General features: G+C 55.8%; 14 protein-coding genes, 1 tRNA gene and 1 pseudogene. 10 read left to right on the top strand and 6 right to left on the bottom strand.

The features are described 5' to 3' along the window. Positions 1 to 1896: a Dam family site-specific DNA-(adenine-N6)-methyltransferase gene (locus K3G63_RS04545; RefSeq protein WP_259404354.1), complete on the bottom strand. Its 1896-nt coding sequence runs from the start codon at positions 1894 to 1896 to the stop codon at positions 1 to 3. Positions 1897 to 2184: 288 nt separating this feature from the next. After that, positions 2185 to 2258 (bottom strand) — tRNA-Met (locus tag K3G63_RS04540). A 135-nt stretch (positions 2259 to 2393) separates the two neighbouring features. On the opposite strand from K3G63_RS04540, the gene K3G63_RS04535 reads away from it, so the two are divergent. The 7 genes from K3G63_RS04535 (at position 2394) to K3G63_RS04505 (ending at position 10583) form a co-directional block, all read left to right on the top strand. Continuing rightward, positions 2394 to 2804: an START-like domain-containing protein gene (locus K3G63_RS04535; protein ID WP_220612885.1), complete on the top strand. Its 411-nt coding sequence runs from the start codon at positions 2394 to 2396 to the stop codon at positions 2802 to 2804. 127 nt (positions 2805 to 2931) lie between these two features. Continuing rightward, positions 2932 to 4365: an LptF/LptG family permease gene (locus K3G63_RS04530; protein ID WP_220612884.1), complete on the top strand. Its 1434-nt coding sequence runs from the start codon at positions 2932 to 2934 to the stop codon at positions 4363 to 4365. 165 nt (positions 4366 to 4530) lie between these two features. After that, positions 4531 to 4806: a 30S ribosomal protein S15 gene (gene rpsO, locus K3G63_RS04525; protein ID WP_220612883.1), complete on the top strand. Its 276-nt coding sequence runs from the start codon at positions 4531 to 4533 to the stop codon at positions 4804 to 4806. 201 nt (positions 4807 to 5007) lie between these two features. Beyond that, the gene (pnp, locus tag K3G63_RS04520; RefSeq protein ID WP_220612882.1) at positions 5008 to 7167 is read left to right on the top strand and encodes a polyribonucleotide nucleotidyltransferase; all 2160 of its coding nucleotides are present in this window, start codon (positions 5008 to 5010) and stop codon (positions 7165 to 7167) included. A gap of 149 nt (positions 7168 to 7316) precedes the next feature. After that, a complete protein-coding gene (locus tag K3G63_RS04515; protein ID WP_022823752.1) occupies positions 7317 to 8180 on the top strand; it encodes an RNA polymerase sigma factor RpoD/SigA in 864 nt (287 codons plus the stop codon). Between the two features lie 169 nt (positions 8181 to 8349). After that, a complete protein-coding gene (gene trxB, locus K3G63_RS04510; protein ID WP_220612881.1) occupies positions 8350 to 9297 on the top strand; it encodes a thioredoxin-disulfide reductase in 948 nt (315 codons plus the stop codon). 134 nt (positions 9298 to 9431) lie between these two features. Further along, the gene (locus K3G63_RS04505) at positions 9432 to 10583 is read left to right on the top strand and encodes a M23 family metallopeptidase (RefSeq protein WP_259404259.1); all 1152 of its coding nucleotides are present in this window, start codon (positions 9432 to 9434) and stop codon (positions 10581 to 10583) included. A 183-nt stretch (positions 10584 to 10766) separates the two neighbouring features. Here the strand turns inward: K3G63_RS04505 and K3G63_RS04500 are convergent, their stop codons facing one another. Further along, complete coding sequence (locus K3G63_RS04500; RefSeq protein WP_220612880.1) at positions 10767 to 11792, bottom strand: aldo/keto reductase; 1026 nt, start codon at positions 11790 to 11792, stop codon at positions 10767 to 10769. Between the two features lie 251 nt (positions 11793 to 12043). On the opposite strand from K3G63_RS04500, the gene bshB1 reads away from it, so the two are divergent. Continuing rightward, positions 12044 to 12763, top strand: a complete 720-nt coding sequence (gene bshB1, locus K3G63_RS04495; protein WP_220612879.1) for a bacillithiol biosynthesis deacetylase BshB1 — start codon at positions 12044 to 12046, stop codon at positions 12761 to 12763. Between the two features lie 36 nt (positions 12764 to 12799). On the opposite strand, the gene K3G63_RS04490 is transcribed toward bshB1, so the two are convergent. Together K3G63_RS04490 and accC are read right to left on the bottom strand one after the other, a co-directional pair. Further along, positions 12800 to 13114 carry a hypothetical protein gene (locus K3G63_RS04490; protein WP_220612878.1) on the bottom strand — a complete coding sequence of 105 codons (315 nt, stop codon included), beginning with the start codon at positions 13112 to 13114 and terminating at the stop codon, positions 12800 to 12802. 304 nt (positions 13115 to 13418) lie between these two features. Then, positions 13419 to 14927, bottom strand: coding sequence for an acetyl-CoA carboxylase biotin carboxylase subunit (accC, locus tag K3G63_RS04485; RefSeq protein ID WP_220612877.1), 1509 nt, complete (start codon positions 14925 to 14927; stop codon positions 13419 to 13421). A gap of 261 nt (positions 14928 to 15188) precedes the next feature. On the opposite strand from accC, the gene K3G63_RS04480 reads away from it, so the two are divergent. Then, positions 15189 to 16439: an aminotransferase class I/II-fold pyridoxal phosphate-dependent enzyme gene (locus tag K3G63_RS04480; protein ID WP_220612876.1), complete on the top strand. Its 1251-nt coding sequence runs from the start codon at positions 15189 to 15191 to the stop codon at positions 16437 to 16439. A gap of 240 nt (positions 16440 to 16679) precedes the next feature. Then, a pseudogene (locus K3G63_RS04475) lies at positions 16680 to 16853 on the top strand (histone H1); the annotation flags it as partial. A gap of 419 nt (positions 16854 to 17272) precedes the next feature. Here the strand turns inward: K3G63_RS04475 and tyrS are convergent. Then, the gene (tyrS, locus tag K3G63_RS04470) at positions 17273 to 18571 is read right to left on the bottom strand and encodes a tyrosine--tRNA ligase (protein WP_220612875.1); all 1299 of its coding nucleotides are present in this window, start codon (positions 18569 to 18571) and stop codon (positions 17273 to 17275) included. Positions 18572 to 18681 lie beyond the last annotated feature (110 nt).

Genomic DNA, 18681 nt, shown 5'->3' with positions numbered 1-18681 from the left:
TTAATAGCCGATGAAGATATATTCCTGTGCACTATTGCCTGTTGCTCCTTCTTTTTGAGTTCCGAAGGAGTACCTGTAATCAATTTTTTCTACTTCTACGTGAGACTTGTATTTAGACATCAAACCCACCATTTCATCTAGGGTTGGAAGAGAGTTGGATGAGTATGATACTAGCAATATGCTGTCTTTGAACCTCTTGAATAACTTATCGAAAGCATCATAGGCCCCCTTTTGTGAAGAAAATGGGGTTGGATAATTTTTGAATTTGCGAGTTTTGGTATGCCATTGGATTTCTAATCCTTCCCAGTCACATGCCAGTCCTTCGATAAAGTGATATCTGCGCACATACTCATTGTCAGAAAGAGGGCTGAAGTATGGCGGGTCGATGTATACCAAATCCGCATCCTTACGGATGTTCATCGCATCACCAACTCGGGAAATATTTTCTCGGCCATTGTCAAAAACGGCCTCGTTTATCTCTTCAACAGCTTTAAGAAACTGCTCGGCAAGTGATAATTGAAGGTCCTTTCTCCCATCGTCATATCGATTACCAACATAAGTGAAAATCCCTCTTGGTCGCTTTTTAGTGCATGCTCTCATTAAGGCTGACAAAGCAATAGCTTTCTCATACTTATTAGACAGCCTTTTTATGTTTGATCGAAGTATATCAATTAATAGGTTCTCTTCGTCCGTAAAGTATAGACCCTGAAAGGTTTCTTGAACAAAACAATCAGTTAACGGAGATGAAAGGTTGAGCAATCCCTCAGCCTTTTCCTTGGAGAGCTTTGTCGAATTATTCTCAACCATAGCTTTCGTATATGTACCAGACAGGTGCATATAGTCATTGCTTATGACCTCTTTGCCCATGGACTTTAGCATGTATCCGACAATACCAGAGCCGGAGAAAAGGTCCATTGCAGTATCAAACTCAAAGCGTCTTGAGATTAACTGAATGTGAGACAGTAACTTGCTTTTGGAACCCATCCAACGGGTAGATGGATATTTATCTACTTGATTAGGTAAAAGGTCGGGTACAATCCGAATTGATGAAGTTGGCTTGGGGGGAACCGTTACAATTATATCTTCGCCGGTTCTGTTACCCGCATCGCTATTGATAAAGCGCTTAGTCTTGACAACTTCTATTTTGAAGTTGCTATATAAAGTGTGTACTAACGGATGATTAGAGTTAGTAAGTATAACATGACAGCCTAGCTCGTGCAGGCGTTGTACTTCCGCTGCCAGCTCTTTGTGATCTTCTTCGTAAAACTGTTCTTTAGTATATCTTTTGAAGTCGCTGTACTTTGAGATAGGAAGATAGGGGGGGTCTAAGAAGATTAGATCTCCGGGTTCTGCATGCTCGTTCAGAATAGCTTTGTAGTCACCGCAGTTGATAGAAGCATGTTGCAAAGCTTGAGAGGCGACTAGCAACGTATCAGTGTCGCAGATATTTGGATTAACATAGCGGCCATAGGGTACATTGAATTGTCCCTTCTTATTAACGCGATAGAGCCCGTTGAAGCACGTTTTGTTCAGATATATGGTTCGAGCTGCTGTCTGAAATGGATCTAGAGAGCCAACGTCAGTTGAACGTAGCTGATAAAAAAACTCCTCGCTATTTATATAAGATGATAGATGTTTGATGATCTGCTCAGGATCTTCTTTGAGGCACTTATATAGATTAACAAGTTCGGGATTTAAATCTGCGATGATCGCCTTTTCAGGAGTTAAGTTGAAAAACAGAGCTCCACCTCCAAAGAATGGCTCTATATATTTATTGAAGCTTTTAGGTATGCTTTTGTGCAGCTCCTTTAAGAGCTGAGCCTTGCCCCCTGCCCATTTCAGGACCGGTTTAGCTTGTATATGATCAAATAAATTTAAAGTTGCGGCTACTCTCATCACAGTCCCTGTTCTAGTTTCACCCGATGGTAACGGCGAAGCTGATTTCTTGCAATATTAACTACAGAACCCCCTTGGGCTAGCTTCCTGCAGAGGCTAATTTGAGCGTTAAAATCGGGCTTGATAGGAGCGAAGGGTATAAGTGCTTATGCCTCAAGTATCAATCATTATACTAACCTCAACAACAAGTCTTAGCCTGGCTAAATATGCCTAAAAATGAATCTTAGAGTTGTTGTCCCCATGTTGTACCAACGAAAAAGGCCACCCGAAAAGGTGGCCTTTTTAATGTAGCGGGGACGAGAGTTGAACTCGTGACCTCAGGGTTATGAATCCTGTGCTCTAACCAACTGAGCTACCCCGCCGTTTTGATGGTGCAAAGGTAAAGACAAGATTTAACGCAAAGCAAGCATTGCGCAAAAAAAAACCCGTGTATATTGGCTCCCAGGCGAGTTTTGTCGAGAAAGCGCGTCTACTAAATCCTTTACACTGTTTTGCTTATGCCCCTTTCTGCCACTCGCCTCAAACATCGGTTTACGGTTGAATATCCCATCAATGCTTCCCCCAAGATTCTGTATCCCTACCTGGCTTCCGCTTCTGGTCTCTCGCACTGGTTCTGCCAAGACGTTCGGATTGAGGGCGGGCGTTACAACTTTATCTGGGACAATCAGCCGCATTACGCGGAAATGGCCTCGCACCGTACTAACCGCTCCGTGCGCTTTGTCTTTCTCGACGAGAACAAGCGCCATGCTACCGACGCCAACTACCTGGACTTCCTGCTCGAAGAGTCGCAGCTAACGCAGGAGGTGTATCTGCGCATCGTGGATTATTCAGAGGAGACGGACACTGTTGAGCTGCAGGAAATGTGGGATAGTTTGATTCAGAAGCTGCGGGAACAGGTAGGAGGGTAGCCTTTGTTCTTACGCCAATGCTGGGGAGCAGACGCGAAACGAGCCGTATCTTCGTTTCCGTTTGCTCCCTTCGCTTTTCCTGGAAGCTGCTTGCTTACCCTAGTAGTGTAGTGGCTTCACTTTCGCCATGAAAAAACTCGATAAACTGATCTTACGGGCGTTTGCCGGCCCTTTCCTGCTCACCTTTGCCGTCGTGCAGTTCATCTTTCTGATGCAGTTCATGATGAAGTACATGGACGATCTGGTGGGCAAAGACCTGGGTATGGGTGTAATTGCGCAGCTGTTGTTTTATTTCAGCGTGCTGATTGTGCCTATTTCTCTGCCGCTAGCTGTGCTGCTTTCCTCGCTCATGACGTTTGGCACGCTAGGGGAGCACCATGAGTTAACTGCCATCAAAACGGCGGGTATCTCTCTCACGCGGATTTTGCGCCCCGTATTGATTTTTAGTGTACTGCTGGCGGGTGGGGCGTTCTGGTTTAACAACACTATTGTGCCCCTGGCGAACTTGGAGGCATACAGCTTACTCTGGGACGTGCGGCAGCAAAAGCTGGCCTTGGATATCCGGGAGGGAGTTTTCTACAACGGCATTCCTGGCTACACCATCAAGGTCAACCAGAAAATGGGGGAGAATGGCGACATTCTTAAGGGGGTGATGATTTATGACCACACCCAGAGTTCGGGAAGTATGCGGGTAATTCTGGCCGACTCCGGCCGGATGTTCACCCGCTTCGGGGGGCAGTACCTGGGACTGGAATTGTTTCGAGGGCGCATGTACATTGAGCAGCCCAGCGCTGATAACCGGGCCGGTGCCAACTTTATCCGGCAGAATTTCTCTCAAAACCTGATTACCTTTTCCCTGGCTTCTTTCGGGCTGGACCGGACCAAGAAAGACCTGTTCAAGGAAAACAAGATGATGCTGAATTTAAGTCAGTTGAATCACTATACTGACTCCCTGCATCAGCGCTTGCAAAAGGAGCGGGTGCTGCTCATTGCCCAGCTAAACCCCTACTACACGTATCTGCGCCTGGATACTACCGGGCGGGCAGCCCTGCGGCGGGTGGAGGGCTGGCAGGTACCAGTGGCCGAGCTGCAGCCTGTCAGCCTGAATATCACCCAGCAAGCGGCTAACCGGGCCCGCAACGTGCGCTCATTCCTGGGTACCTCGGCGGAGCGCTTAACCAACATGACTAAAGAAACGGCCAACTACCGGATTGAGATGTTCCGCAAATTCACGCAATCGGCGGCTATTTTGCTGATGTTTCTCATCGGCGCGCCGCTGGGGGCTATTATCAAGAAAGGGGGCCTGGGAGTGCCCATCCTAGTATCCATTGTCTTCTTTATAGTGTACTACGTGCTGTCCATTATGGGTGAGAAATATGGGCGCGAGATAGTGATGCCGGTGGGCCTGGGTATGTGGATGGCTACTTCGCTGCTGCTGCCAGTAGGGCTGTTCTTTCTCTACCAGGCTCGGCACGACTCCGGCATTCTGGATGTGGACTGGAATCGGGTGCTGCCCTCGTGGATGCGCTGGCCCCTCCGCGGCTATAAGAAAACGGTGTAGCTAGTCAGCTGCTAGAAAAGCGCCGCTCTCGCTGCGAAGAAAACCAGGGGCTTTTCTTCGCGTCGTCGTTACTCTTGCGGAAAACCTCTATCTTTGCCGACACCCCGAAGTGCGGGGTGAAATTCTTCTCATTTTTCAATCTAAGACGGGGAAACCTATCTGCCGATGCAACTCACCACTGACGCAAAACAGGCGATTTTCGAAAAGAACAGCCTGCAGAAGTCCGCTAACGACACCGGTTCGGCCGAGTCGCAAATTGCCTTGTTTACCCACCGCATTGCTCACCTCACTGAGCACCTGAAAGTGAACAAGAAAGACTACTCGACCCGCCTGGGTCTGCTCAAACTCGTTGGTAAGCGCCGTCGGATGCTGGACTACCTCCAGCACCGCGACATCAACCGCTACCGCGCCATCATCAAGGAACTGGGTATTCGTAAGTAAGCTCACGCTCCGGAGCAGGGAGCCTTTCCGCTGGGGGAGGTTCCCTGCTCTTTTTTTGTCTGAAGCCGGCTGCATTATTCTGCCGGTTTCGTTGTTTACTACCCCGGAAGAACTTTCCCCAGAGCAAACCGAGGCCACTGCCGGCCCTGGTTTTACGGCTGCTCGCCCGCTGCACGCTTTCTAAAAAAGCAACCCTAGAAGATGCCCAATTACACCGCGGTTACCAAACACATTACGCTGCCCGATGGGCGGCAGATTTCCATTGAGACCGGCAAGCTGGCCAAATTCGCCGATGGCGCCGTTGTGGTTCGCCTCGGCGACGCCATGCTGCTGGCCACGGTGGTTTCGCAACCCAGCGCCCGCGGCGACGTGGATTTCCTGCCCCTGTCGGTTGACTACCAGGAGAAGTTTGGCGGCGCCGGTAAAATTCCCGGCTCGTTTCAGCGCCGCGAAGGCCGCCTCTCCGATTACGAAGTGCTCGTTTCTCGCCTCGTGGACCGCATCCTGCGCCCAATGTTCCCCAAGGACTACCATTACGAGGTGCAGGTAATGATTTCGCTGATTTCAGCCGACAAAAACGTGCAGCCCGACGCTCTGGCTGCCCTGGCCGCTTCGGCTGCCCTGTCGGTTTCTGATATTCCGTTTGCTGGCCCGATTTCGGAGGTGCGCGTAGCACGCATCGACGGCAAACTACAGATCAACCCCCTCACTGCTGACATCGAGCGCGCCGACATCGACCTGATTGTAGGGGCCACGGCCGACTCGGTAGCCATGGTGGAAGGTGAAATGGACGAAGTGAGCGAAGAGGAAATGGTGGAAGCCATTGCCTACGCTCACGAGGCCATTAAAGAGCAAGTACGCGTGCAGCAGGAGCTAGCTGCCGCCGTAGAAAAGTCGCACGTAAAGCGCGACTACCCCAAGTACGAAGAGAACGACGAGCTGAAGCAGCGCATTACCGAAGCGGTTTACCAAAAGGCCTACGAAGTAGCCAAGTCGGGTAACACCAGCAAATCGGGCCGCAAGGAAGGCTTCGGCGCTATCAAGAAGGCGCTGGTAGAAGAGCTGCAGACCGAAAATCCGGAGCTGGACATGAAGATGTTCGGCCGCTACTACGGCTCGGCTGAGAAGAAAGCCATCCGCGACATGATGATCAAGGAGCGCACCCGCCTCGATGGTCGTCAGCTCACGGAAATCCGCCCCATCTGGTCGGAGGTCAACTACCTGCCCGGCGCGCACGGCTCGGCCTTGTTCACGCGCGGTGAAACTCAGTCGCTGACTTCGGTGGCCCTAGGTACCAAGCTCGACGAACAGATTGTGGACTCGGCCATGGTGTCGGGCTACAACAAGTTTATGCTGCACTACAACTTCCCGGCCTTCTCGACCGGCGAGGTAAAGCCAAACCGCGGCCCCGGTCGCCGGGAGGTAGGCCACGGCAACCTGGCCATGCGCTCCATCAAAAAAGTGCTGCCTTCGGAAGACGAGAACCCCTACACCATCCGCGTGGTGTCGGATATTCTGGAGTCAAACGGTTCGTCGTCAATGGCTACCGTGTGTGCTTCGTCGATGGCCCTGATGGACGCCGGTATTAAGCTGCGCGCTGCCGTATCGGGTATTGCCATGGGCCTGGTGCAGGACAAGGAAACCGGCGACTACGCCGTACTCTCCGACATCCTGGGCGACGAAGACCACCTGGGTGACATGGACTTCAAAGTAACTGGCACGGAGAAAGGCATCGTGGCTTGCCAGATGGACATCAAAATCCAGGGGCTGAGCCACGAGATCCTAACGGCCGCTCTGCATCAGGCCCGCGAAGGCCGCCTGCACATCCTGGGCGAAATGGCTAAGACCATTGCTGCCCCCGCAGCCGAGCTGAAGCCGCACACCCCCCGTTCGCACAAGATGCTCATCGATAAAGAGTTTATCGGTGCGGTAATCGGGCCCGGCGGCAAGGTGATTCAGCAGATCCAGAAGGATACCAACGCCACGGTAATCATCGAGGAGAAGGACGAAAAAGGCCACGTAAGCATCTTCGCCTCCAACCAGCCGGACATGCAAGCTGCCATTGACCGCATCCGCGCTATTGCTGCCGTGCCAGAGGTAGGCGAAACGTACAAAGGCAAGGTTCGCTCGATTCAGCCTTACGGCGCTTTCGTGGAAATTATGCCGGGCAAAGATGGCCTGTTGCACATTTCTGAGGTAGCCCATGAGCGTCTGGCTTCTTTGGAGGGGGTGCTGGAAGTAGGTCAGGAGATTGACGTAAAACTGCTCGATATCGACAAAAAAACGGGTAAATACCGTTTGTCGCGCAAGGTGCTTCTGCCCAAGCCTGAGCGTGCCGCAGACTCGAACGGCGCCGCGTAACTGCCTCTTCCCGAACTTTCGCAGGTACCGGCGTGTTGGACAGAATCAATGCCGGTACCCGCGTTCGGGTATCTTCCGTATTAATGCGTATTAATCGGACTGACAACGACGTTTACAAGCATCCATAACTCAATTCTCACGCGCCCGCAATGAGACAGCTAAAAATCAGCAAGCAGATCACCAACCGCGAAAGCCAGTCGCTGGATAAATACCTCCAGGAGATTGGCAAGGTGGATCTGCTGACCCCCGACGAGGAGGTGACGCTGGCGCAACGCATCAAGGAAGGTGACCAGCAAGCACTGGAAAAACTGACCAAGGCCAACCTGCGCTTCGTGGTGTCGGTGGCCAAGCAATACCAGAACCAAGGTCTGTCGCTGGGCGATTTGATCAACGAGGGAAACCTCGGTCTGATTAAAGCCGCCAAGCGCTTCGACGAAACTCGCGGCTTCAAGTTCATCTCCTACGCCGTATGGTGGATTCGCCAGTCCATTCTGCAGGCCCTGGCCGAACAGTCGCGCATCGTACGTCTGCCCCTGAACCGGGTAGGCTCGCTGAATAAGATTTCCAAGTCTTTCTCTGAGCTAGAGCAGAAGTTCGAACGGGAGCCCTCGCCCGAAGAAATTGCCGAAGTGCTGGAACTCACTACCTCCGAGGTAGTAGACACCCTGAAGATTTCGGGCCGCCACGTATCCGTGGATGCTCCTTTCGTGCAGGGTGAGGAAAACCGCCTTTTGGACGTACTGGAAAACGAGGACGAGGAGTCGCCTGACACGGGCCTGATGAACGACTCGCTCCGCAAGGAAGTGCAGCGCGCGCTGAGCACCTTAACCAAGCGCGAGGCCGACGTTATCACGCTTTATTTTGGCCTGAACGGGGAACACTCGCTCACGCTGGAAGAAATTGGGGAGAAGTTCAACCTGACCCGCGAGCGGGTCCGCCAGATCAAGGAGAAGGCAATCCGCCGTCTGCGCCACACTTCCCGTAGCAAAGCGCTGAAGCCCTACCTGGGGTAATCTTTTTTACCCCGTAGCAAACAACCCCGACCTAGTGTTGGGGTTTTTTGTTGTACTGTGGAGGTAGCAACGCCACCGGTTTCATGAAGGATGGTACTCCTGCTTACCTTTGCATTCCACTTCCCTTAACCACTCATGGTACTGGCTGCGGCTAGTGCTTTATTTTCTCATGGCAACTACCACTCCGGAACACATCAAGTGTTTGATTATCGGCTCCGGCCCAGCAGGTTATACTGCAGCTATTTACGCTTCTCGTGCCGGCCTTACGCCCATCATGTACCAGGGCCTGCAGCCCGGCGGCCAGCTCACCATTACCAACGACGTAGAAAACTTCCCCGGCTACCCCGATGGCATCATGGGCCCGGAGATGATGGAAGACTTAAAGAAGCAGGCGGCCCGCTTTGGCACCGATATTCGCTACGGAATTGCTACCGCCGTAGACTTTTCGGGCCACCCGCACCGCGTAACCATTGACGAATCGTTGGAGCTGACGGCTGATACCGTCATCATTGCTACCGGGGCTTCAGCGAAGTGGCTGGGCCTGCCTTCGGAGCAGCGCCTAAATGGTTCGGGCGTGTCGGCCTGCGCCGTGTGCGACGGGTTTTTCTACCGCGGCAAGGAAGTAGCTATTGTGGGCGCCGGTGATACCGCTGCGGAGGAAGCTACCTACCTGGCCAACCTGTGCTCTAAGGTGTACATGATTGTGCGAAAAGGAGAGATGCGCGCCTCCAAGATTATGCAGAAGCGTGTGCTCGATAATCCCAAGATTGAGGTCCTGTGGAACTCGGTGACGGATGAAATCCTGGGTGAGCACGCCGTGGAAGGGGCCCGCATCAAGAACGTGCTTGATGGCAGCACCCGCGACATTGCCATTGAGGGCTTCTTCGTAGCTATTGGCCACGAGCCGAACTCCAAGATTTTCCAGCCCTACCTGCATCATGATGAGCAGGGCTACTTGAAAACCATCCCGGGTACCGCCAAGACGAACGTGGATGGTGTATTTGCCTGCGGCGACGTGCAGGATTTTACCTACCGCCAAGCGGTTACGGCCGCCGGTTCGGGCTGCATGGCCGCCCTGGATGCCGAGCGTTACCTCGCTGCTCTCGGCGACCATTAACAGTGAGTGAGCGAATAAGTGAATGAGTGATGTAGCCGGTCCATACACTAGCCGAAACGGGGAAACGTTGAGCCTGCTACTTCTTTCATTCACTTATCTGCTCATTTACTTATTCACTCATTAAATTTTCGCTCTTGCTGAATTTTGTAAAACACTGGCTGCTGCCGCTGCTACTGATCGGGCTGTTTCTTGGCTTGCCCGGTCAGCTGCTGGCCCAGCGGCGCAAAGTGCCAGAGCCTAAGGCAAAAGCTGGCTCGGCGGGCAAGCGGAAAGATTTCTTCCGCATCAAGTCCCCCACCATCCGCTACGTGCGGCCCGATACCACCGTCCTCATCGAGACGGAAGAACTGCCCGATGAAGGCTCGGACGCGGCCAAGTCCATCTTCTTTAATCCAGCTAAAAAGCTCTCCATCGTCAGCGAGGATACTACTACGCTCAACGAAGGGGAGCAGCATATCGTGGAGGTGAAGGAGGAAGTGCAGATTGACTCCAGCTGGATTCAGGTGGCGGGCTACTACGCCATCTGGGATACTCATAACATCAACCCGTACCGGGTGGATGGCCGGCGCATTAAGGACACGCTCAATCTGAAGCTGACGGAGCCGGAAAAGCAGCGCTATGCCAAAATGCCGCTGAATCGCACTCCTATCACTTCCGACTTCGGGTTCCGGGGCTACCGCTGGCACTACGGCGTGGACTTGGACCTGGAAACGGGTGACTCGGTGAAAGCGGCTTTCGATGGGGTCGTGCGCATTGTGAAGTGGGACGGCTCAGGCTACGGCAACTATGCTCTGGTGCGCCACTACAATGGCATTGAAACGCTATACGGCCACATGCAGAAGACGCTGGTAACGCCGGGTACCTTCGTGAAGGCCGGTCAGCTGATAGGTTGGGGCGGCAGCACCGGACGCAGCAGCGGCTCGCACCTGCACTTCGAGGTCCGTTACGAAGGCAACCCCATTGACCCGGAGCGCATGTATGACTTTCCTGACTACCGGTTGATTAAGGATAACTTCCAGATTACTTCGGCCTTATTTGCCTACTATAGCAAGTCGTTGCGCTACCGGGGAGGGAGCGTGCCGGGTGCCGGCAGCGGAACCAGCAGTAGTAGCCATAGCAGCAGCGGCAAGCCCACAGCAGCTCGGCGTACCGTCACACACCGCATCCGCAGCGGCGATACACTGTCGGAAATAGCCCAGAAATACGGTGTTTCTCAAAGCCAGCTACGGCGCTTAAACGGCAACGTAGGCACTTTGCGCCCCGGCCGGACCCTGCGGATTAAATAAGTCGCCTGCCAACCAAGATAGATAGCAAACGCCCCGCCGAGGTAAGACCTCAGCGGGGCGTTTGCGGTAGTAAGGCCTAGCTCCCGCCTCGCGTTTCCTTGAACGATTGCTGCCGATTTGATACAGTAATCAGCAATGAAACCCGTAACGAAGCCGAGAGCTACCGTTCGGGGTTGTTATCCATTATACCAGCTTCGGGTGCAGCATGGGGAAATTGCGCTGGTGCCAGTAGGGGTAGATGGGCGGTGTGTCGCTGGCGGCATCCAGTTTGGCTATCTGCTCGGGCGTAAGATTCCAGCCCGCGGCGGCCAGGTTCTGACGCAACTGCTCCTCGTTGCGCGCCCCAATGACGAGGTTCACTACCGTAGGGCGTTGCAACAACCAGTTCAGGGCTACCTGAGCCACGCTTTTCTCCGTTTCGGCAGCTACCTCATCCAGCGCATCAATAATGTTGAACAGCAGCTCATCGGGTACTTTGGGGCCCTGGCCGCCACCCTGGGCCAGGCGGCTGCTCTCGGGAATGGACTGGCCGCGACGGATTTTGCCGCTCAGCAGGCCGGCCGATAAGGGGCTCCAAACGATAGTGCCTACCCCTTGATCCAGGCCGAGGGGTAGGAGCTCCCACTCAAACTCCCGGTTGGCCAGCGAGTAGTAGGCCTGGTGACCTACGTAGCGGGCCCAGCCGTAGCGCTCCGACACGCTCAGGGACTTCATCAGGTGCCAGCCCGAGAAGTTGGAGCAGGCAATGTAGCGCACCTTACCGCTCTGCACGAGGTCATCGAGGGCGCGCAGGGTTTCCTCTACCGGCGTGTGGGCGTCGAAGCCGTGCATGTGGTAGATGTCGATGTGGTCGGTGCCGAGGCGGCGCAGGCTGTCTTCGCAGGCTTTGAGCAGATTCTGGCGCGAAGAGCCGTAGCCATTCGGGTTGTCGCCCATGGGGAAGGTAGCCTTGGTTGAAATCAACACCTCGCCGCGCCGGCCTTCCAGGGCTTTGCCCAGAATTTCCTCCGACATGCCCTGGGAGTACACGTTGGCCGTGTCGAAGAGGGTAACGCCCGCTTCCAGGCAGATGTCGATCAGCCGCCGGGCTTCCTCGACCTGGGTACTGCCCCAGGCTTTGAAAAACTCGTTGCCGCCCCCGAAGGTGGCCGTGCCGAAACTCAGGACTGGGATGCGCAGGCCCGAGCGGCCTAGTTGTCTGTATTCCATAGGATGAGGGGGTAGGGGCGCCCGTGCGCCGCTGGTGAAAGGTGCGGACCGGTGGCAAGTTACCGGTCGTAAATCGGGTTGAATAACTTCCGGGTGTGTCCCTGGGTTTTCAGTTGGGCTGCTCCCAGTGCCCTGCTCCCCCGTAAAAGCCCCGTAACCTTGTACTTTTGCTGCCGTCTATGCCGCGTTTACCTTGACTAGGGCATGGCCGCCGAAATTCCGGCAGCTTCTCTGTTTTCTCCCCTTACCGCATGAAACTTGATATCCTGGCCTTCGGCTCTCACCCCGACGACGTAGAAATGTCGTGCTCCGGCACGCTGCTGGCAGCTGCCGCGGCCGGCAAGAAAATCGGCATCGTCGATTTGACCCGGGGCGAGCTGGGCACCCGCGGCACGCCCGCTACCCGCGCCCAGGAAGCCGAAGCGGCCAGCCGTATCCTGGGCCTGAGCGCCCGCGAAAACCTGGGTTTGCCCGACGGTTTTTTTCGTAATGACCGGGAACACCAGCTGCCCGTAATTGCCGCCCTGCGCCGCTACCAGCCCGATGTGGTGCTCTGCAACGCCATCCACGACCGGCACCCTGACCACGGCCGCGGCTCCCAACTGGTTTCGGAATCGTGCTTTCTGGCAGGCCTGCGCATGATTGAAACCCCCGGCGACGACGGGCAGCCCCAGCAGCCCTGGCGCCCCCGCTTGGTGTTCCACTACATCCAGGACCGCCAGATTCCGGCCGACTTCGTGGTCGACATTTCGGCCCATTGGCCTAAAAAGTGGGAAAGCATTCAGGCCTACCGCACCCAGTTCCACGACCCCACCAGCACCGAGCCCACCACCTACCTCTCCACGCCCGTGTTCAGCAACTTTATGGAAGCCCGCGCCCGCGAGTTCGGCCACCTGATTGGGGTAGAGTTCGGGGAAGGCTTCACCCGCGAGCGGCCCCTGGGCGTGCGCGAAATAACGGAGCTGATTTGATGAAAGTAGGGGTCCGTCTTAAGTAAAATCAGTGCGCTAGCCAGCTCCAGGCTCCGTAGAACCTGGCGTAGTAGTGTAGCGGGCACTCCATTCCGCTTCCAACGATATTACCAGTGCCGACTCGTCAGTAAGCCACTGCAAAGCCGACTCCGAATCAGAGAAATACTGCGAATCGAAGCGAATAGCTGGCTGCACTAAGTCGTGCAGCGCGTCAATGGCCAGTTGGTTGTGTACTTGGCTACTGTCAATTACCAACACTAACCGCTCAAGTGCAGACGCCACCAAAGCCGGCATCCAATGGTCGCCTAGCCACAGCTGGTCGGCAACTGGCAGGTCGGGCACCGTATTCATATCAATTAATAGGCACCGTACGCGGAGCTCCCGTATCAGTAGCATGAGCGTATGCGCGCTGATTTGCAGATTTGCCACTTGACTGCCAGGTGCCCACTCTAGGCGCAGCACGCGTAGGTGCTGTTCATATTGCAGAATAAAGTGGGGGATGTGGCGAAGAATCAAGAGAAATACAGCTCGGATAAGCGAAGGTAAGCACTAGGCCGTACCCGGGATGTGCGCTTTCCCAAGCAGAAGCCTTACTGCTACAAACGAACAGAGCCCGACTAAATTAATCGGGCTCTGTTCATTTACACATTCTCTTCTACCGCACGCCCAACCGGTTCCGCTTCCAGGCTGAGCCGGTAGTGGTAGCCGGCGCATCCGAAGCGGCTGCCGGGGCTTTCTTTTCGGTCAGGAGCATGGCCGTGAGCACGGCAGCGAGCTTGGCGGTAGCCTCGTCTGGGGCAGCGGGTTTCAGGACTTCGGGGGTAAAGTGGTCCTTGATGAAGTTCGTATCGAAGTTGCCGCTCACGAAGGCGGGGTGCCGGAGCACGTAGCGGCCGAAGCCCAGGGTGGTTTCGATGCCGGTAATCTGGTACTCGTCGATGGCGCGCAGCATCCGCTCGATGGCCTCTTGGCGGGTAGCCCCGAAGGTGACGAGCTTGGCAATCATGGGGTCGTAGTAAATCGGGATGTCCATGCCCTGCTCGAAGCCATCATCTACCCGCACGCCGGGGCCCTGGGGGCGCACGTAGGTCGTGAGCGTGCCGATATCGGGCAGGAAGTTGTTCTGCGGATCTTCGGCGTACACGCGCAGCTCCAGGGCGTGCCCGTTGATCTGCAAATCTTCTTGGCGGAAGGAGAGGGGCTGGCCTTGGGCTACCTTGATCTGCTCCTTTACCAGGTCGAGGCCGGTGATTTGCTCCGTGACGGGGTGCTCTACCTGCAAGCGCGTGTTCATCTCCAGGAAGTAGAAGTTGCGCTGGTCATCGAGCAAAAACTCCACGGTGCCGGCCCCAGTGTAGTTGCAGGCGCGGGCCACATCCACGGCGCAACGGCCCATTTCGGCGCGCAGCTCGGGCGTGAGCACCGACGAGGGGGCTTCCTCAATCACCTTCTGGTGGCGGCGCTGAATGGAGCACTCCCGCTCGAACAGGTGCACGATGTTGCCGTGCTCGTCGCCGAGCACTTGAATTTCGATGTGGCGCGGCCCGGTCACGAACTTCTCAATGAACACCGCGCCGTCGCCGAAGGCCGAGGTAGCCTCGTTAATGGCCAGCTGCATCTGCTCCTCAAACTCGCTTTCCTGGTGCACCAAGCGCATGCCCTTGCCGCCCCCGCCGGCCGAAGCCTTAATCAGGATAGGGAAGCCCACCGTAGCCGCAATCTGCTTGGCCTCGCCGACATCACTGATGGCCTCGTCGGTGCCCGGTACCAGCGGAATGTCGTAGGCCTTCACAGCCTGCTTGGCCGAGAGCTTGTCGCCCATGATGTCCATGGCCTCGGGCGAAGGACCCACGAAGATGAGCCCGGCTTCCTTCACCAGGCGAGCAAACTCGGCGTTTTCGGAGAGGAAGCCGTAGCCGGGGTGAATGGCATCGACGCCGAGCTGGCGGCAGACTTCCAGAATTTTGTCGCCGCGCAGGTAGCTGTCCTTAGAGGCCGGCGGGCCTACGCACACGGCCTCATCGGCGTAGCGTACGTGCAGGGCGTTGCGGTCGGCTTCGGAGTAGATGGCCACGGTTTGCAGGCCCATTTCTTTGGCCGAGCGCAGCACGCGCAACGCAATTTCGCCCCGATTAGCAACGAGCAGCTTGGTGATTTTTTTCATGTGAGAGAGTAGGCGGGTGGGAGAGGAAGTAGCTAGAAGCTGTGCTGAGCGGCGCTCAGAATAACAAGCAGTTTGGCATTTGTACCGTCAAAGAAACGCCATTCCGGGCGCACCAGAAAATGCCTCCGGGCATTTTCGTGGAGGTTGGATGCAGACCGAAAGCGGCTACCTTTGCGGATTGCCATAACTTTGTACATTACTCGGGCGTTAGGTCCTTGGGCCTAGCTGCTCGCTTTCGTTTCACATTCAACCCGTTCCCTCGTGGATCTATTTGAGAAGATTGCCGCCAACCGCGGCCCGCTGGGTAGCCATTCACATTACGCGCACGGTTATTTCACTTTCCCCAAGCTGGAAGGCGAGATTAAGCCCCGCATGATTTTCCGCGGCAAAGAGGTTCTCACCTGGAGCCTGAATAATTATTTAGGCCTGGCTAACCACCCTGAAGTACGCAAAGCCGATGCCGACGCGGCTGCTGAGTACGGCATGGCCCTGCCCATGGGCGCGCGCATGATGTCGGGCAACTCCAACCTGCACGAGCAGCTGGAAAATGAGCTGGCCGAGTTTGTGATGAAGCCCGACTGCATGCTGCTCAACTTCGGCTACCAGGGTGTAGTATCAATTATTGATGCCATGGTAGGCCGCCACGACGTGATTGTGTACGACGCCGAGTCGCACGCCTGCATCATCGACGGGGTGCGCCTGCACGCGGGCAAGCGCTTCGTGTACGTGCACAACGACATGGCCAGCCTGGAGAAACAGCTGGAGCGCGCCCAGCGCATCATCGATGAGACGGGCGGCGGCATTCTGGTAATTACCGAGGGCGTATTCGGCATGTCGGGCAACCAGGGCGACCTGCGCGGGGTAGTGGCCCTGAAGGAGAAATACCAGTTCCGCCTGTTCGTGGACGATGCTCACGGCTTCGGCACGATGGGCACTACGGGGGCCGGAACGGGCGAAGAACAGGGCGTACAGGACGGTATCGACCTTTATTTTTCGACCTTCGCCAAGAGCATGGCCAGCATCGGCGCCTTCGTAGCGGGCCCCGAGAACGTAATTGAATATTTGCGCTACAACATGCGCAGCCAGATTTTCGCCAAAAGCCTGCCCATGCCGCTTGTAGTGGGCGCTTTAAAGCGGTTGGAGCTGCTGCGTACCCGCCCCGAGCTGAAGGAAAACCTCTGGACCATTGTACGGGCCCTGCAGAGCGGCTTGCGCGAAAAAGGCTTCAATATTGGCACTACCACCTCGCCCGTAACACCGGTGCTGCTGGAAGGCCAAATCCCCGATGCTACGCAAGTAACCTTCGATCTGCGTGAGAATCACGGTATTTTCTGCTCAATTGTAGTGTATCCGGTGGTTCCGAAGGGTGTTATCATGCTCCGGATCATCCCGACAGCGGCCCACACCCTCGACGACGTGGCTATCACGATTAAGGCCTTCGAAGCCGTGCAAGAGAAGCTGCGAACCGGGCAATATTCCAAGGCGGAGATTCCTGCCGGGCTGCAACACTAACCGGGCCCTCCCTAAATGCAAAAGCCGACTTCTACAACGAGGTCGGCTTTTTGTTTTAGGATTAATTATAGAATATACTAGTAAGCAGGTAACCTATTGTGGAGATGTTTGCGTATAAAAAGTGCCCTAACAGGCTCGAAAACGGGTTTAAAAAAAAACTTGGCAACTTGCTTGTATTTGAAATCCCTGTATATTAGGGCCGGTTAAACACTTTTTCCACACCATACAACCCCTCCCAAAATGAGCAATTTTAGCCAACTGAAAGACCTCGTGATGTCGCTGGAAGCTGACTTCGAGAAGTTCTACGACAAGGGCAACTCGGCCGCTGGCACCCGCGTGCGCAAGGGCATGCAGGAGCTGAAGAATATGGCCCAGACCATCCGCACCGAAGTGCAAAACAAAAAGAACGAAGGTGGCGAGGCCGCTCCGGCCAAAGCTGCTCCGGCTAAGAAGGCTGCCGCTCCGGCCGCTAAGAAAGCCGCCCCTGCAAAAAAGAAGTAATTCGGCCCCGCAGCCTCTGCGGTAGTAATAGCTTCATCTAAGGCCCCATCAGATACTGGTGGGGCCTTTCTGTTGGCACCGGGGTAGGAGGCTGGCCGCCCGGGCTGGCCGCTAATGCCGTCCGGTCAGTTGACGCCCGCGCCATTCGCTTCGCCGGAAGGGTTTCCGCCTACCCCCGAAGTTGGCCCAACCCTTTCGGCAGGTCTCAGCACGAGGCCAACGAATTGGGTGCCTCTGGCAGCAGATGGGGGCGTTCTGGATATTCCAGAAAAGTAAACCCCTGCTGCTACCAAGAGCAACAGGGGTTTGACCTCGCGCAGCGTCTGGTGGACTTACACTACTTTGATCAGGTAGTAGTTCTTCTTGCCTTTCTGGGCCACCATGTACTGGTCCAGCAGCAGCGGCACTTCTATAGCTTGTTGCTCCGGCGTGGCTTTCGTGCGGTTTACGCTTACGCCGCCGCCCTGAATCATCTTGCGGGCCTCGCCTTTAGACGAGAAAATAACGCCATTGGTGGCTTCGCTCAGCAGCCCAATAACGTTCTGCTCAGCCAGCGAGGCGCGCGGCACTTCCAGGCGCGGTACCCCGGCAAACACGTCCAGCAGCGTTGCTTCGTCGAGGGTGGCCAGGTCGCCGCCGCCGAAAAGCACCTGCGAGGCCGATAAGGCTGCTTCGAAGGCTGCTTCGCCGTGGACCCGGATGGTAACGTCCTTGGCCAGGGCTTTTTGCAGGGTGCGCAGGTGCGGGGCCTGGGCGTGCTCGGCTTCCAGGGCTTCGATTTCCGCCTGGGGTAGCAGCGTGAACACCCGAATCAGGCGGGGCACGTCGGCGTCGGCGGCGTTAAGGAAAAACTGGTAGAACTGGTAGGGCGAGGTCATGGAGCCATCCAGCCACACGGTGCCGGTTTCGCTCTTGCCGTACTTGGTACCATCGGCCTTGGTGATGAGCTGGCCGGTGAGGGCGTAGGCTTTGCCCTCGCCACCCGACATGCGCCGAATCAGCTCGGTGCCCGTGGTAATGTTGCCCCACTGGTCCGAGGCGCCCATTTGCAGGGTGGTGCCCAGCTCTTTGTAGAGGTGGAAGAAATCGTAGCCCTGCAGCAGCTGGTAGCTGAACTCGGTGTAGCTCAGGCCCTCAGCCCCCGACTCCTCGTTGCCGCTGATGCGGCGCTTCACGGAGTCTTTGGCCATCATGTAGTTCACGGTGAGGTGCTTGCCTACCTCGCGCAGGAACTGCAGGAAGCCAAACTCCTTGAACCAGTCGTAGTTGTTCACCACGCGGGCGCCGGTAGGCGAGTCGTCGAACACCAGAAATTTCTCCAGCTGAGCCCGGATGCCGGCCTGGTTGCGGCGCAGGGCCTCTTCATCCAGCAAATTGCGCTCCGCTGACTTGCCCGAGGGGTCGCCAATCATGCCGGTGGCGCCGCCCACCAGAGCCAGGGGCCGGTGGCCGGCCCGCTGCAGGTGAACCAGCAGCATAATGGTAGCCAGGTTGCCGATGTGCAAGGAAGGCGCCGTAGGGTCGAAGCCGATGTAGCCGGTGATGGGCGCGTTCTGGCGCAGGTGCTCGTCGGTACCCGGCATCATGTCGTGAAACATGCCCCGCCAGCGCAGTTCTTCTATTAAATCCAAGGGTGAAGCGGAATTAGTAATTAGAAATTAGTAATGAAGAATTAGACCGGTGGGGTAGGCCAGTGGCCTAGCGCCTGCCCTGAGGGGGTAGGCAAGCAGCCGGCTAATTC

It is taken from the genome of Hymenobacter sp. HSC-4F20 (assembly GCF_019599275.1).
Taxonomy (GTDB): domain Bacteria; phylum Bacteroidota; class Bacteroidia; order Cytophagales; family Hymenobacteraceae; genus Hymenobacter.
Note: the sequence above shows the minus strand (reverse complement) of the source record. Positions and strands in the feature narration are given on the sequence as shown.